Source organism: Pseudomonas sp. FSL W5-0299 (assembly GCF_005930655.1).
Lineage (GTDB): Bacteria > Pseudomonadota > Gammaproteobacteria > Pseudomonadales > Pseudomonadaceae > Aquipseudomonas > Aquipseudomonas mandelii.
Window position 1 is genome coordinate 304,646 of record NZ_RXHX01000003.1, and the last position, 17,076, is coordinate 321,721.

Below are 17,076 nucleotides of genomic sequence, written 5' to 3' on the forward strand. Positions count from 1 at the left end.
TGCAAAGGAGAATCGCGATGAACAAATCAGCTTTGCAAGCTTACGTTGAAGGAGAGATTAACCTCGCTGCCAAGCGAATCATCGATAAAGGCGCCCAGTCCGATGAAATCGCCTATGGCAGGTTGAAGGTCAACCTGAGCTTGCGTCGTATCTTGGTCGAAGCCCCGACACCTGAGGATCTCGGCCTATGGGGGGGCATCAATGACATCCTCCAGCAACTGGGGATTCTGGACAGTCGAGAAACGGTCTTGTCCGTTGTTGATGAGGTTTAGAAAGCAGTGATGGCGGTGGGTAAATGCGATGGTGAACACGCAACGTGTTCACCATTGGCTCCTGTTCGTCTGGAAGTCATCGCGGATGACTGCCCTCATCGGGCGTTTGATTTGGCTGATGGCATTGCACTGGCACTCATATTAATAAGTCACGGAAAAGTGAGACGCTCTCGACAAAAACCAACTTACCTCTATTTAATATTTAAATACGCAATTGTCAGACAATTAGTCCGAAACCCTCAACTAAAAACTATATTTCGACAGCGCAGGCATTGTTTCCGGGTACTTGCCGGGGCAGAACAATTTGACGTCAAAAAAAATGTAGACGTTTGATTTCGAATTGTGTCAGTTTTCTTTCGCCTTCATTGGGCGAGTGATAGGACGATCTCGCCAGAGATTGTCGCTATCTGACAAAAACTGTTCCATTGCTAAACAAGGAAGTGTGTTTATGTCGAAAGTTAAAAACAACGCTATTGATCTTGCCGAACAGGCCTTTTCGCCATTGCAAGCATTGGCTGCGCCCAGTTCTGCGTACAACCAGATCGACAGCTTCAGCCATCAGTATGACCGGGGTGGCAATCTCACGGTCAATGGCAAACCGTCCTACTCCGTCGACGAGGCAGCGACGCAATTGCTGCGTGACGGCGCTGCCTATCAGGACAAGGACGGCAGCGGCAAAATCGAACTGACCTACACGTTCCTGACCTCGGCGTCGTCGAGCACCATGAACAAGCACGGGATTTCCGGTTTCAGTCAGTTCAGCGCCCAGCAGAAAGCCCAGGCCGTGCTCGCCATGCAATCCTGGGCCGATGTGGCCAAAGTCACTTTCACCGAGAAAGCCACAGGCGGCGACGGTCACATGACCTTCGGCAATTACAGCAGCGGCCAGGACGGCGCAGCGGCATTCGCCTACCTGCCTGGCACCGGCGCCGGTTATGACGGTACTTCCTGGTACCTGACCAACAGCAGCTACACGCCCAACAAGACACCGGACCTGAACAACTACGGTCGTCAAACCCTGACCCACGAAATCGGTCACTCCCTGGGCCTGGCCCACCCCGGCGACTACAACGCCGGTGAAGGCGCGCCGACTTACAACGACGCGACCTACGCGGAAGACACCCGCGGCTACAGCCTCATGAGCTATTGGAGTGAAAGCAACACCGACCAGAACTTCAGCAAGGCCGGCGTCGAAGCCTATGCGTCCGGTCCGTTGCTGGACGATATTGCCGCCATCCAGAAACTCTACGGTGCCAACACCACCACCCGCACCGGTGACACCACCTACGGTTTCAACTCCAATGCCGGTCGCGATTTCCTGAGCGCGTCTTCGTCGTCGGACAAGGTCGTGTTCTCGGTGTGGGATGCGGGCGGCAAAGACACGCTGGACTTCTCCGGTTTTACCCAGAACCAGAAGATCAACCTCAATGAGGCCTCGTTCTCCGATGTTGGCGGCATGGTTGGCAACGTTTCCATTGCCAAGGGTGCAACCATCGAGAACGCGATTGGCGGTTCGGGTAACGACCTGCTGATTGGTAATGGCGTGTCCAACGAGCTGAAGGGCGGTGCCGGCAACGACATCCTCTTCGGCGCGGGCGGTGCGGACAAGCTGTGGGGCGGTACCGGCTCGGACACTTTTGTGTTCGCAGCGAGCAGCGATTCCAAGCCGGGTGCGACTGATCAGATCCTCGACTTTGTCAGTGGCCTGGACAAGATCGACCTGACCGCCATCACCAAAGGCGCGGGCCTGCACTTCGTGAATTCGTTCACCGGTGCGGCAGGCGATGCCGTGTTGACCTCTTCGGGCGGTAACAGCCAGTTGGCGGTGGACTTCTCCGGGCATGGCGTGGCTGACTTCCTGGTCAGCACCGTTGGCCAGGCGGCGTTCTCGGACATCGCCGCGTGATGTAGCGCGATAAGGAGGGTGGCGCCGATGCGCCGCCCTCTGTGCCAAAGACCGCAGCCGGAGTACAACAACCTATGGCTCATAAAGCCTTTACCAACCTTACAACCGCGTGGCTCCTGGCGACGTTGATGATTTTTTTTGGAGAGACAGCCATGTCAAGCAGCCTGAAATTAGCGGATCCGTCGGAACTGGCCGGCAAATGGCAGGCGACTCTCAGCGCCAAAGATGACTCGCCAGAGTCCCGGGCGTTGCAAGACAAACCGTCCAACGTGTGCGTCATCGACTTTCAGCAAACCCAGACATTGGGTGAGGGCGCCAGCTGCCTTAGCGCCTGGCTGGATGGCAAAACCGCTACCGGTTGGTTCCCGGAACCGGACGGCATTGCGATCACCGGCAACGAAGGTTCGAAGATTCTATTTCTCAGCCGTCAACGTGATGGCGCTTATAAAGCCACATTGAAATCCGCGCTGGTCATAACACTTGTGCGCCAGACGCAGTAATTAAAAGGCAACGGCGAAAGAGCGACGGTCTTTATCGTTATAAGCACCAAACCAGAATAAAAGTTGTTATTGGTTTGTAAGCGCTGATGCGCCAAACCTATATCTGCCTCTGCGCGGACAGTTAATGGAAACTTCGTCAGGCATGACGAGGAATAACACCTCAGGAAGAAACCATGAAGATGGCAATGAGCCCGGCCACCGCACCGTTATTCAAGGCACTGGGCGACTATAAAAGCATCCTGATCAGCGTAGGTTGTTTTACCGCGTTAATTAATGTGCTGATGCTGGTCCCGTCGATTTACATGCTCCAGGTCTACGACCGCGTGTTGTCTTCGCAAAACGAAACCACCCTGGCCATGTTGTCGCTGATGGTGGTCGGATTTTTCGCCTTCATCGGGTTGCTTGAGATCGTGCGCAGCTTCATCGTCATCCGCATCGGCAGCCAGCTGGAGCGCCGTTTCAACCTGCGGGTGTATCAGGCCGCGTTCGAGCGCAACCTGCTCAAGGGCGAGGGCAACGCCGGTCAGTCCCTTGGCGATCTGACCCACATTCGCCAATTCGTCACCGGTCCTGCGCTGTTTGCCTTCTTCGACGCGCCGTGGTTTCCGGTCTACCTCTTCGTGATCTACCTGTTCAACGTCTGGCTCGGAGTGTTCGCGACCGTGGGCGCGGTGGTGCTCATCGGCCTCGCGTGCCTGAACGAGGCAATGACAAAAAAGCCCTTGGGCGAAGCCGCCGGGTTTTCCCAGAAGTCCAGCCAACTGGCCACCAGTCATCTGCACAATGCCGAAACCATCCAGGCGATGGGCATGCTCGGCGTGTTGCGCAAGCGCTGGTTCCAAGTGCATTCGCGTTTTCTCGGCCTGCAAAATCAGGCCAGCGACACAGGCGCCATCATCAGCTCCCTGAGCAAAACCTTGCGGCTGTGCCTGCAATCCCTGGTCCTGGGCCTCGGCGCGTTACTGGTGATCAAGGGCGATATGACCGCCGGAATGATGATCGCCGGTTCCATTCTGATGGGCCGTGTCCTGAGCCCCATCGATCAGCTGATCGCGGTGTGGAAACAGTGGAGCGGCGCCAAGCTCGCTTATCGTCGTCTTGATTCGCTTCTGCAAGCCTTTCCACCGAGTGATGAAGCCATGGCGCTGCCGGCGCCGAAGGGGCAGATCACCTTCGAACAAGTCAGCGCCGGCCCTCCGGGGCAACGCGCGGCGACCCTGCACATGGTCAATTTCAGCCTGAGTGCCGGCGAAGTGTTGGGCGTACTCGGCGCCTCCGGCTCCGGCAAGTCGACCCTGGCCCGGGTGCTGGTTGGCGTCTGGCCAACCCTCGGCGGCACGGTGCGGCTTGATGGCGCGGACATCCATCGCTGGAACCGCGACGATCTGGGTCCCTATATCGGTTACTTGCCCCAGGACATCGAATTGTTCAGCGGCAGCATCGCGGAAAACATCGCCCGGTTTCGCGAAGCGGATCCGCAAAAAGTCGTCGAAGCGGCGCAACAGGCGGGCGTCCATGAACTGATCCTGCGCATGCCGCAGGGCTACGACACGGTGCTGGGCGAGGACGGCAGTGGCTTGTCTGGCGGCCAGAAGCAACGGGTGGCGTTGGCCCGCGCGCTGTACGGCAAGCCAAGCCTGGTGGTGCTCGATGAACCCAATTCCAACCTCGACACCGTGGGCGAAGCGGCGCTGGCCGGCGCCATCGCGCAAATGAAGGCTCAGGGCACCAGCGTGATTCTGGTGACCCATCGTTCCTCGGCGCTGGCTCAGGCTGACAAGTTGCTGGTGCTCAACGACGGTCGTTTACAGGCCTTTGGCCCCAGCCAGGAAGTGCTCAAGGCACTCTCCGGCGCCCAGGAACAGCAACGTGAAAAACCGGCGCAAGCACCGGGCGGGCTCAGCATGAGTCGCCAGTATCAGCCTACGACAAGGAATTCGGGTGTATGACCAGCGCTCGCATGAACACTGAAAACGAAGCGACGATGGAACACGATTACATCGCCGAACGCCCTGAGCGTGATGCTCGTTTCTTCTCCCGCATGGGCTGGATTCTGGCGATCGTCGGTGCTGGCAGTTTCTTCACCTGGGCCAGCCTCGCGCCGCTCGACCAAGGAATCCCGGTGCAAGGCACAGTCGTGGTCTCGGGCAAGCGCAAGGCCGTGCAATCGATGAGCAACGGCGTGGTCAGCCGGATCCTGGTGAGCGAAGGCCAGGTGGTAAAGCAGGGCCAACCGCTGTTCCAGCTCGACCAGACCCAGGTCGCGGCCGATGTGCAATCGCTGCAAGCGCAATACCGCATGGCCTGGGCCAGCCTGGCGCGTTGGCAGAGCGAGCGGGACAACCTCAAGCAGGTGAATTTCCCCGCGGAACTGAGCAACGATCCCGACCCACGCCTGGCGCTGGTCCTCGAAGGCCAGCGGCAATTGTTCAGCAGCCGCCGCGAAGCGTTTTCCCGCGAGCAGGCGGGTCTGCGCGCCAGCATCGAAGGCGCCAGCGCGCAATTGGCCGGCATGCGCCGCGCGCGTACCGACCTTTCGGCTCAGGCCAGCTCCTTGCAGCAACAACTGAGTAACCTTCAGCCCCTGGCAGACAACGGCTACATTCCGCGCAATCGCTTGATGGAGTTCCAGCGGCAGCTGTCGCAGGTGCAGCAGCAATTGGCGGAAAACAGCGGCGAAAGCGGCCGGGTCGAGCAGGGCATCCTCGAGTCGCGCCTGAAGCTGCAACAGCACATCGAGGAATACCAGAAAGAAGTCCGCACGCAACTGGCCGACGCGCAACTCAAAAGCGTGACCCTGGAAGAGCAGCTGACTTCCGCCGGGTTTGATCTGCAACACAGCGAGATCATCGCCACCGCCGACGGCATCGCGGTCAACCTTGGGGTTCACACCGAAGGTGCGGTGGTCCGCCAGGGCGACACCTTGCTGGAGATCGTGCCGCAAGGCACCCGCCTGGAAGTGGAAGGGCACTTGCCGATCAACCTGATCGACAAGGTCGGCACCCACTTGCCGGTGGACATTCTGTTCACCGCGTTCAACCAGAGCCGTACACCGCGCGTACCCGGCGAAGTCAGCCTGATTTCCGCCGACCAGATAGTCGACGAGAAAACCGGCGCGCCGTACTACGTGCTGCGCAGCAGCGTCAGCGATCAGGCCATGGAAAAACTCAACGGTCTGGTGATCAAGCCCGGCATGCCGGCGGAAATGTTCGTGCGCACCGGTGAGCGTTCACTCCTCAACTATCTGTTCAAACCGCTGCTCGACCGGGCAGGCTCCGCGTTGACCGAGGAATAAGGATGTTCGGCTGTATGAATAAGCTTTCAATGCTCACAGCCACCCTGGCGTTGCTGACGTGCAACGGTGCGATGGCCGCCATGGGGCCTTTCGATATCTACGAGCAAGCGTTGCGCAATGACCCGGTATTCCTTGGCGCCATGAAGGAACGCGATGCCGGCCTTGAAAACCGCATCATAGGCCGGGCCGGGTTGTTGCCCAGGCTCGGTTACACCTACAACAAGGGACGCAACACCTCCAAGGTCACCCAAATCAATGAAGGTCGGCCGGACTTCACTGAGGACCGCAACTACGGCAGCTACGGCTCGAACCTGACCCTGCAACAGCCGTTGCTCGACTACGAAGCCTACGCGGGGTATCGCAAAGGTGTGGCGCAGTCGCTGTTTGCCGACGAAGCCTTCCGCGGCAAGAGCCAGGAATTGCTGGTTCGTGTGCTGGAAAACTACACCAATGCGCTGTTCGCCCAGGATCAGATCGACATCGCGCTGGCGAAGAAGAAGGCCTTCGAACAGCAGTTCCAGCAGAACGAGCAGATGTTCCGCCAGGGCGAGGGCACGCGCACCGATATTCTTGAGGCCGAGTCTCGCTACGAACTGGCGACCGCCGAGGAAATCGAGGCACGCAACGAGCAGGACGCGTCCTTGCGCGAACTGGGCGCGCTGATTGGCGTGCCGGCCGTCGACATCACCGATCTGGCGCCGCTGGACCAGAACTTCCAGACCTTCAGCCTGCTGCCGGCCAACTACGACACCTGGCACGAGATGGCCGTGGCCAACAACCCGAACCTGGCCTCCCAGCGTCAGGCGGTGGAAGTCGCGCGGTATGAAGTCGAACGCAACCGCGCCGGACACCTGCCGAAAGTCAGTGCCTACGCTTCGGTGCGCCAGAACGAATCGGAAAGCGGCAATACCTACAACCAGCGTTACGACACCAACACCATCGGCATTGAAGTCAGCGTGCCGTTGTACGCCGGCGGCGGGGTGTCGGCGTCGACCCGTCAGGCCAGCCGTACCATGGAACAGGCCGAGTACGAACTGGACGGCAAGACCCGTGAAACCCTGATCGAGCTGCGTCGGCAATTCAGTGCCTGCCTGTCGGGGGTGAACAAGTTGCGCGCTTATCAGAAAGCCCTGAAATCGGCGGAAGCGCTGGTGGTTTCGACCAAGCAAAGCATCCTGGGCGGTGAGCGGGTGAACCTGGATGCGTTGAATGCCGAACAACAACTATTTACCACCCGCCGGGATTTGGCTCAGGCAAGGTACGACTACCTGATGGCCTGGACCAAGTTGCATTACTACGCCGGGACCTTGAATGAGCAGGATCTGGCCAAGGTGGACGAGGCATTCGGTCAAGGCCCGAGATCTCAATGATTTGAGCTGTTGCGTTGCAGCCCCAAGTGGGCAACCAGAATTCTAAAAACGCCAAAAAAGCGAGAAGTTGACATGGACGTACAGATCAAGCCGATGTCGGTCGGCACGTTATTGCTCTGGATTTCAGTAGCGCCAGGCTCGGCCCAGGCGCTTTATCAGGAAAACGGCACCCTGGGCGATGCGGCCAGTTGGCGCTCGGTGGAATTTCAGCGGGACTGGGGACTGGCCCGCATGCAGGCCGACCAGGCCTACGCCGCTGGCATCACCGGCAAGGGTGTGAAAATCGGCGAACTCGATTCAGGCTTCGATGCAGCCCATCCCGAATTCGCCACCGACCGTTACCACGCGGTGCTGGCCAGCGGCAGCTACGTCGACGGCTCACTGTTCAATGTCGACGGCACCCTCAACGCCAACAACGACTCTCACGGCACCCACGTCGCCGGCACCATTGGCGCCTCCCGCGATGGCACCGGCATGCACGGTGTGGCGTACAACGCGCAGGTCTACGTCGGCAATACCAACAAGAACGACAGTTTTCTGTTCGGCCCCAATCCGGATCCGCGCTACTTCAAAGCGGTCTATAACGCCTTGGCCGACGCCGGTGTGCGGGCGATCAATAACAGTTGGGGCAGCCAGCCACCGGACGTCAGCTATCGCACCCTCGACGATCTGCACGCCGCCTACGCCCAGCACTGGAACAAAGGCACCTGGCTCGATGCGGCGGCTGACGTTTCCCGTCGCGGTGTGATCAATGTGTTCAGCGCCGGCAACAGCGGTTACCCCAATGCCAGCGTGCGTTCGGCCTTGCCTTACTTCCAGCCGGACCTGGAAGGCCACTGGCTGGCCGTGTCGGGGTTGGATCAAAGTAACCAGCAAAAGTACAACCAGTGCGGAATCGCCAAGTATTGGTGCATCACCACCCCCGGTGCGAAGATCGACAGCACCATTCCCGACGCCGGTTATGCGATCAAGTCCGGCACGTCCATGTCCGCGCCGCATGCCACCGGCGCGCTGGCGCTGGTGATGGAACGCTATCCGTACATGACCAACCAGCAGGCGCTGGAAACCCTGTTGACCACCGCCACCCAACTCGACGGTTCCGTCACCCAGGCGCCCAATACCCGCGTCGGCTGGGGCGTGGCCAACCTCGAACGGGCGATGCACGGGCCGGGGCAATTGCTCGGGCGCTTCGACGCCAATCTGGGGGCAGGGCAGAGCGATGTCTGGAGCAACGACATCTCGGACAACGCGCTGATCCAGCGGCAGAGTGAAGACGCGGCCGAACGCAGTGCCTGGCAACAGACGTTGAGGACCAAGGGCTGGGAGAATGGCGTACAGGCCGGTGCCAGTCAGCAGGATCAGACGGATTACGCCGTCGGCATGGCCCGCGATCTTGCCGCCACCACTCGGGTCTACGAAGGCAGCCTGATCAAGTCAGGAGCCGGACGCTTGATGCTGACCGGTGACAATAGCTATCGCGGGCCAACCACGGTCAATGGCGGCCTGCTGTCGGTCAACGGTTCGTTGGCATCCAGTGTGACCGTCAATGACGGCGGCACGCTGGGCGGTTCAGGACGAGTCGGGGATCTGACGGCCAATCGCGGCGCTACCGTCGCGCCGGGCAATTCCATTGGCACCTTGCAGGTCGCCGGCGACGTCACGTTTGCACCCGGCTCGACCTACGCGGTGGAGCTGTCGCCGACCGACAGCGACCGGATCGTTGCGAGCGGCACGGCCACGGTCAGCGGTGCGACGGTCAGTCTGTCACTGGAAAACAGCCCGACCTTGCTCAGCACTCAACAAGTGCAAAGCCTGCTCGGTCAGCAATACAACATCCTGCAAGCGGCCGGCGGCATTCAAGGTCAGTTCGGTGCGGTGTTGCCCAACTATCTGTTCATCGGCGGCAGCCTCGATTACGCCGCCACCGGTATTCAACTGAGCGTGGAGCGTAACGACACGACGTTCGCCAGCGTCGGCCAGACGCCGAACCAACGCGCTGTCGCTTCCGCGGTGGAAGGGCTTGGGGCGGGGAATGCGGTGTACGAAAGCCTGTTGCTGTCGCCCACCGCGACGTCCGCACAGCAGGCGTTCCAGCAGTTGTCGGGGGAAATCTACCCGGCGTTGGGTTCGGTGCTGATCAACGACAGTCGATACTTGCGCGATGCAATCGGTGAGCGAATGGTTGACGCCAAAGGCGCGCAAAGCAATGGCTGGATCAAGGCGCTTGGGGCCTGGGGCAAGACCGATGACCGCCATGACACCGCCGGTTACACCACCTCGATCGGCGGCTTGCTTGCCGGTGTCGATGGCGCGATCGACGAGCAAACCCGGATCGGCCTGGTCACGGGTTACAGCGACAGTTCGGTGAGCATGGGCTCGGGCACGCATTCATCAGCCAAGGTCGACAGCTATCACTTGGGTGCATACGCCGGCCGCGAAGTCGGTGCCTGGCGCCTGAGTGCCGGCGGTGCCTACAGCTGGCATCGTGCCGACGTCAAACGTGACCTGCAATACGGCGACATCAGCGCGAAGCAGAAAGCCAAGGTCGATGCCGGCACCACTCAAGTGTTCGGTGAAGCGGCGTATCGCCTGAATCTGCAACCGCTCGCGCTCGAACCCTTCGCCAACCTGGCCTACGTGCACCTCGACACCGAGGGTTTCACCGAGAAAGGTGATGGCGCTGCACTGAAAAGCACTGGCGGCACGCGGGATGCGGTGCTCAGCACCCTGGGCGTGCGCGCATTGAAAACGGTGAACCTGTCCGGCCAGCAGCAACTAGACCTGAGCGGCAGTCTCGGCTGGCAGCACAACCTGAGTAATACCGATGCTGAAGAACATCTGGCATTTGCCAGCGGCAGCACGGCGTTCTCGGTGGAAGGGGCACCAATGGTGCGTGACGCGGCGCTGGTAGGCGCGCATGCCAGCCTGGCCCTGAGCCGGGACATTCGCGTGAACCTCGATTACACCGGCCAACTGGCCAGCCGCGAGAAGAGTCATGGCGTAGGGCTGAGCCTCAATTGGCAGTTTTAAAAACACGAACAAAAAACGTGGCAAACATTAAATGTGGCGAGGGAGCTTGCTCCCGCTGGGTGGCGAAGCCGCCCCAAAACAGGCAGCGGTGATTTGGCAGACAAAACGCATCAGCCGGGTTCGCGACTGCTGCGCAGCCGAACGGGACGATGCGGCGTTCCGACAAGCCCCCTCGCCACAGGGATTTTGGCAAGACAACTAAGGATGGTCGCTGTATGAAAGTTAAGAACAACAACTTATTCGCCTTGAAAGCACTCAACCGAGCCCTGCTTTGTGCGCTGGCTTCAGTAGGCACCGCACAAGCGGTGCCCTACGTGGAAAGCGGCAAAGCAGGCGATCCCAACAGTTGGCGTAGCGCTGAGTTCAACGCTGACTGGGGCCTGGGCGGCATCAATGCCCAGGATGCCTACGCCGCCGGTTACAGCGGCAAAGGTGTGAAACTGGGGATCTTCGATCAACCGGTTTACGCCCAGCATCCGGAGTTTTCCGGTGCCAACAAGGTCGTCACGCTGGTCACCCGCGGTATCCGCGAATACACCGACCCGTACATCCCGGTCAAAGCCGGCGATGCGTTTGTGTATGACGGTTCGCCCTCGGTCGGCTACGACGGCAAGCTCGGCTCCCACGGCACTCACGTCGGCGGGATCGCGGCGGGCAGCCGTGACGGCAATCCAATGCACGGGGTGGCGTACAACGCGCAAATCATCAGTGCCGACAACGGCGACCCGGGCCCCGAAGACGGGATCATCCTCGGCAACGACGGCGCGGTGTACAAGGCCGGTTGGGATGCATTGATCGCCAGCGGGGCGCGGATCATCAACAACAGCTGGGGCATCGGCATCACCGATCGCTTCGACCTGGGCGGCCGCGACCCGGCGTATCCGCACTTCACCGTGCAGGACGCGCAACTGCAATTCAATCAGATCCAACCCATCCTCGGCACGCGCCAGGGCGGTGCCTATGATGGTGCGATCGCGGCCGCTCGCAGCGGCATCGTGACGATCTTCGCCGCCGGCAACGACTACAACCTCAACAACCCGGACGCCATTGCAGGCCTCGGTTATTTCGTCCCCGAAATCGCACCGAACTGGATGACCGTCGCGGCCTTGCAGAAGAACCCGGACCTCAACAGCCCGGACCTCTACAACATCAGCACCTTCTCGTCGCGTTGCGGCTACACCGCGAGTTTCTGCGTGTCGGCACCGGGCAGCAAGATCTTCAGCGCAGTCATCGGCGGCACCAATGCCGATAACATGACCATCGGCTACGCCAACAAAAACGGCACCTCCATGGCGGCGCCGCACGTCGCGGGCGCGGTGGCGGTGCTGATGGAACGCTTCCCTTACATGACTGGCGCCCAGGTCGCCAGCGTGCTGCGCACCACGGCCACCGACATGGGCGCACCGGGTGTCGACGCGCTGTATGGTTGGGGCATGATCAACCTGCGCAAAGGCATCGATGGCCCGGCGATGTTGGTCACCGAGCAAGACATACCCGAGGAGTTCCGCATCCAGGGCGCCTACGGCACCAGCCAGTTTGTCGCGGACTTGCCCGGCATCGGCGCGATTATCGATGCGGGCAAACCGACCGAGCGCGTCTGTAATGACGTGCAGTGTGGCCGGGACGTCTGGCGCAACGACATTTCCGGCCACGGCGGCCTGACCAAGCAGGGCATCGGCACGCTGGTGCTGACCGGCGCCAACACTTACGCCGGCCCGACGCTGGTCAATCAGGGGCGATTGGCGATCAACGGCTCGCTGCTCTCGGCGGTCACCGTCAACGACAGCGGGATCCTCGGCGGTAACGGCCGCATCGGCGCATTGACCGCGAAAAGCGGCGGCACCGTGGCCCCCGGCAATTCCATCGGCACCTTGCAGGTCGCGGGTGACGTGACGTTCGAGCCGGGCTCGACCTACGCCGTGGAGTTGTCGCCGACCAGCAGCGACCAGATCATCGCGGGCGGTAAAGCAGTGATCGAAGGCGCGACTGTCAGCCTGTCCCTGGAAAACAGCCCGACCTTGCTGACCACCAGCGACGTGCAATCGCTGCTTGGCAATCAATACAACATCCTGCAAGCAGCTGGCGGCATCGAAGGGCGGTTTGGCGCAGTCCTGCCGAACTACCTGTTCATCGGCGGCGCGCTCGACTACTCGGCTACTGGCATCCAACTGGCGGTAGAGCGCAACGCCGCGTCCTTCGCCAGCATCGGCCAGACCCCGAACCAACGTGCCGTGGCTGCCGCTGCCGAGCAACTGGGCGCGGGCAATCCGCTCTATGAAACCCTGTTGCTGTCGCCGACCGCTGCCGTCGCGCAACAAGCCTTCCAGCAACTGTCCGGTGAGATTCATCCGGCGATCGGCACGTTGCTGATCAACGACAGCCGTTACCTGCGCGATGCCGTCGGCGAACGCCTGCGTGAGCGTGATCTGTTCGATGCCGCGGCACCCACCGATGACCGCAGCAATGCCTGGGTCAAAGTCCTCGGCGCCTGGGGCAAGAGCGACGGCGGGCATAACAACGCCAGTTCCACCAGCTCCATCGGCGGCTTGCTGGCCGGTGTCGACGGTCTGATCACTGAAGATACGCGGCTCGGTTTCGTCACCGGGTATAGCGACAGCTCGTTGAGCATGGGCGATGGCACGCATTCGTCGGCCTCGGTCGACAGCTACCACTTGGGCGCCTACCTGGGCCATGAAATCGATGCACTGCGCTTGAGTGTCGGCGGCGCTTATAGCTGGCATCGCATCGATGTGAAACGTGACCTGCAATTCGGTGACGTCAGCGGCAAACAGAAATCCAAACGCGATGCGACCACCACCCAGCTGTTTACCGAAGCCGCGTATCGCCTGGACCTGCAACCGCTGGCCCTGGAACCGTTTGCCAACCTGGCTTACGTGCACCTCAACCGCGACAGCTTCACCGAGAAAGGCGATGCCGCCGCGCTCAAGGGGGGCGAAGACAGCCGCGACGCCGTGCTCTCGACCCTCGGTGTGCGGGCGAGCAAAGCCATTGCCCTGTCGGACAAACAGCAACTGGAACTGTCCGGCACCCTGGGCTGGCAGCACAACCTGAGCAGCACCCGTTCCGAAGACCACCTGGCCTTCGCCAACGGCAACACCGGGTTCAGCGTGCAGAGCGTGTCCCTGGATCGTAACGCCGCCGTCATTGGTGCGCGCGCCGGTCTGGCGGTGGCCAAGGATGTGCGTGTAAGCCTGGATTACAACGGACTGCTGGGCTCCAACGAGAAAGACCACGGTGTAGGTCTGACACTCGACTGGCAGTTCTGATTTAACGCAAAGGAAGCAAACAACATGGGACTGTTTGATTACAAAAATGCTGACGGCAAGGCGCTGTACAGCGACGCCATCGCCCTGACGCTGTATGCGTACACGCCAACCGGTCAGCCACTGCCGACCACCGCGTGGGCGCCGATTGGCGCCAAACAACTGGGTTATCAAGGCAAGGTCGGTGCTCAGGGCACTTTCTATGGTGAGAAGGACGGCTTCACCAGCGCCGAAGCCGAAGTGCTCGGCAAGTACGACACGGCGGGCAAGCTGATCGGTATCGGCATTGCCTTCCGGGGCACCGGAGGCCTGGGGTACAGCGACACCTTCGGCGACATGAAGAACAACCTGCTGGCCGCCGTCGGCCCGGTGGATTACGCGACGAATTACGCGAAAAACGCCTTTGACAACTTGCTCAAGGACGTTGCCGCGTTTTCCATCGCCCATGGCCTGAGCGCCAGGGATGTCATGGTCAGCGGCCATAGCCTCGGCGGGTTGGGGGTCAACAGCCTCGCCGAGTTGAGCGGCAACAACTGGGGCGGCTTCTACAAGGACGCCAATTACATCGCGTTCGCCTCACCGACCCAGAGCGCTACCGGCAACAACGTGTTGAACATCGGCTACGAGAACGACCCGGTGTTCCGGGTGCTCGACAGCACCACGTTCAGCAGTGGGTCCTTGGGCAAGCACGACGGTCATCAGGATTCGGCGACCAACAACATCGTCAACTTCAACGACCAGTACGCGTCCACCGCGCAGAACCTGGTGCCATTCAGCATCCTTAATCCGCTGAACTGGTCAGCCCATGGCTCGTTGGGCTATGCCGACGGTTTGAACCGGGTGATCGACTCGCGGTTCTACGACCTCACCGACAAGGACTCAACGCTGATCGTCTCCAACCTGGCGGAGTCGTCTCGGGGTACCACCTGGGTCGAGGACCTCGGACGCAGCGGCGAACCCCACACCGGCAGCACCTTCATCATCGGCACCGACAGCGACGATTTGCTCAAGGGCGGTGCCGGCAATGACTTCATCGAAGGCCGCGACGGTAACGATCGCTTGCGCGACGACGGCGGCTACAACCTTCTGCTGGGCGGCAAGGGCAGCAACACCTTCGAATTGCAGAAGCCGTTGCAGAACTTCAGTTTTGCCAACGACGGCGACGGCACCCTGTACGTGCGCGATGCCTATGGTGGCATCAGCATGACCCGCGACATCGGTTCGCTTGTGAGCAAGGAATCGGGTTCATGGTGGGGCAGCAAGGAGGTGACTTACAGCGTCACCGCCAATGGCTTGCTCAACGGCAGTGAATTGACCCACTACAACCACTCGCTCAACGGTGACGCCTACGGCAACACACTGGCGGCCAGCGTCGACGGCGATTGGTTGTTCGGTCATGCCGGCGACGACCTGCTGCGCAGCGACAAAAGCCAGGTGACCTTCGTCGGTGGCGCGGGCAACGACCTGATGCAGGCCTCGGGAGGCCACAACACTTTCCTGTTCAGCGGCGCCTTCGGTTTCGACGCGATCAATGGCTACCAAGGCAACGACAAGCTGGTGTTCCTCGGCGTTCAGGGCGCGGGGCAGGGTTATGACTACAAGCAACACGCTTCGCAGTCGGGCCATGACACGGTGCTGAAAGTGGGCGATTTTGCCGTCACCCTGGTGGGAGTAGGACTGGACAGCCTGTCGGCGTCAGGCATCACGTTTGCGTAAAGGCTGCATGCACTAAATGCTCTGGGGCGCCTCGTGAATGAGGCGTCCTGGTTGTGAGCTATCTCTGACAATTCCAACAAAAGAGAGGCAATACCAATGGGTGTGTATGACTACAAAAACTTCGGCACAGCCGATTCCAAAGCGTTATTCACCGACGCTATGGCGATCACGCTGTATTCCTATCACAACCTCGACAATGGCTTTGCCACCGGCTACCAGCACAACGGCTTCGGCCTGGGCTTGCCGGCGACTTTGGTTACCGCGCTGCTGGGCGGCACCGACTCTCAAGGCGTGATCCCCGGCATTCCCTGGAACCCCGATTCGGAAAAAGCCGCCCTGGAGGCCGTGCAAAAAGCCGGCTGGACGCCCATCACGGCCTCGCAACTGGGTTATGACGGCAAGGTCGACGCTCGCGGAACGTTCTTCGGCGAGAAGGCCGGGTACACCAGCGCGCAGGTCGAAATCCTCGGCAAGTACGATGCTCAAGGCCATCTCAGCGAAATCGGCATCGCCTTTCGCGGCACCAGCGGCCCGCGGGAAATCTTGATCGGCGATTCCATCGGCGACGTGATCAACGATCTGCTGGCGGCGCTAGGTCCCAAGGATTATGCGAAAAACTATGTGGGTGAAGCCTTCGGCAATCTGCTCGGCGACGTCATGGCGTTTGCCCAGGCCAATGGCCTGTCGGGAAAAAACGTGCTGGTCAGCGGCCACAGCCTCGGCGGGCTGGCGGTCAACAGCCTGGCGGACTTGAGCGCGGAGAAGTGGTCCGGGTTCTACCAGGATTCCAACTACATCGCCTACGCGTCCCCGACCCAGAGCAGCACCGACAAAGTGCTCAATGTCGGCTATGAAAACGACCCGGTGTTTCGGGCCCTCGACGGTTCATCCTTCAACCTGTCGTCGGTGGGTGTGCACGATGCCGCCAAGGCCTCGGCGACCGATAACATCGTCAGCTTCAACGATCACTACGCCTCGACCGCATGGAATGTGCTGCCGTTCTCCATCCTCAACATCCCGACCTGGATCTCGCACTTGCCGACCGCCTATGGCGACGGCATGAACCGGGTGATCGAATCGAAGTTCTACGACCTCACCAGCAAGGACTCGACGATCGTCGTCGCCAATCTCTCGGACCCGGCACGCGCCAATACCTGGGTTCAGGACCTCAATCGCAACGCCGAAACCCACAAGGGCAGTACCTTCATCATTGGCAGCGACGGCAACGACCTGATTCAGGGTGGCAAGGGTAACGACTATCTGGAGGGGCGTGACGGTAACGACACCTTCCGTGACGGCGGCGGCTACAACATCCTGCTGGGCGGCAAAGGCAACAATGTACTGGACTTGCAGCAGTCGGTGAAGAATGTCGACTTTGCCAATGACGGCGCCGGCACCCTCTATGTTCGTGATGCCAATGGCGGTATCAGCATCACCCGGGACATCGGCAGTATTGTCACCAAGGAACCGGGGTTCTTGTGGGGGCTGTTCAAGGATGATGTGACACACAGCGTGACGGCCAATGGACTTGCCGTCGGCAACAACCTGACGTCATACGCGTCATCGGTGAAGGGCGGCACGGGGGCCGATACGCTCAAGGCGCATACGACGGGCGATTGGTTGTTCGGTCTGGACGGCAACGATCATTTGATCGGCGGCCAGGGCAACGATGTGTTTGTGGGCGGGGCGGGGAATGACCTCAT

At 60.5% G+C, this 17,076-nt stretch carries 10 protein-coding genes; all 10 read left to right on the forward strand.

The window, feature by feature from the left end; genetic code table 11:
- Positions 1–17: 17 nt before the first annotated feature.
- Complete coding sequence (locus FHL16_RS06955) at positions 18–272, forward strand: hypothetical protein (RefSeq protein WP_077747855.1); 255 nt, start codon at positions 18–20, stop codon at positions 270–272.
- A 448-nt stretch (positions 273–720) separates the two neighbouring features.
- Positions 721–2,178 (forward strand): serralysin family metalloprotease, encoded by a 1,458-nt coding sequence (locus tag FHL16_RS06960; RefSeq protein WP_077747856.1) that lies wholly within the window; start codon positions 721–723, stop codon positions 2,176–2,178.
- Positions 2,179–2,252: 74 nt separating this feature from the next.
- A complete protein-coding gene (locus tag FHL16_RS06965; protein ID WP_077747857.1) occupies positions 2,253–2,678 on the forward strand; it encodes an AprI/Inh family metalloprotease inhibitor in 426 nt (141 codons plus the stop codon).
- A 173-nt stretch (positions 2,679–2,851) separates the two neighbouring features.
- Complete coding sequence (locus tag FHL16_RS06970; protein ID WP_077747858.1) at positions 2,852–4,627, forward strand: type I secretion system permease/ATPase; 1,776 nt, start codon at positions 2,852–2,854, stop codon at positions 4,625–4,627.
- Entirely contained in the window at positions 4,624–5,973 is a 1,350-nt protein-coding gene (locus FHL16_RS06975) for an HlyD family type I secretion periplasmic adaptor subunit (RefSeq protein ID WP_077747859.1), read from the forward strand. Before FHL16_RS06970 ends, FHL16_RS06975 begins: the two co-directional genes overlap by 4 nt.
- Positions 5,974–5,975: 2 nt before the next feature.
- Positions 5,976–7,343, forward strand: a complete 1,368-nt coding sequence (locus FHL16_RS06980) for a TolC family outer membrane protein (RefSeq protein ID WP_042932057.1) — start codon at positions 5,976–5,978, stop codon at positions 7,341–7,343.
- 72 nt (positions 7,344–7,415) lie between these two features.
- Positions 7,416–10,373 (forward strand): autotransporter serine peptidase EprS, encoded by a 2,958-nt coding sequence (gene eprS, locus FHL16_RS06985; protein ID WP_077747860.1) that lies wholly within the window; start codon positions 7,416–7,418, stop codon positions 10,371–10,373.
- 215 nt (positions 10,374–10,588) lie between these two features.
- Positions 10,589–13,660 carry an autotransporter serine protease gene (locus tag FHL16_RS06990; protein ID WP_077747862.1) on the forward strand — a complete coding sequence of 1,024 codons (3,072 nt, stop codon included), beginning with the start codon at positions 10,589–10,591 and terminating at the stop codon, positions 13,658–13,660.
- Positions 13,661–13,684: 24 nt separating this feature from the next.
- Positions 13,685–15,373 (forward strand): polyurethane esterase, encoded by a 1,689-nt coding sequence (locus FHL16_RS06995; RefSeq protein WP_077747863.1) that lies wholly within the window; start codon positions 13,685–13,687, stop codon positions 15,371–15,373.
- Positions 15,374–15,469: 96 nt separating this feature from the next.
- A partial coding sequence (locus FHL16_RS07000) for a polyurethane esterase (protein ID WP_077747864.1) occupies positions 15,470–17,076 on the forward strand: 1,607 nt, incomplete at its 3' end.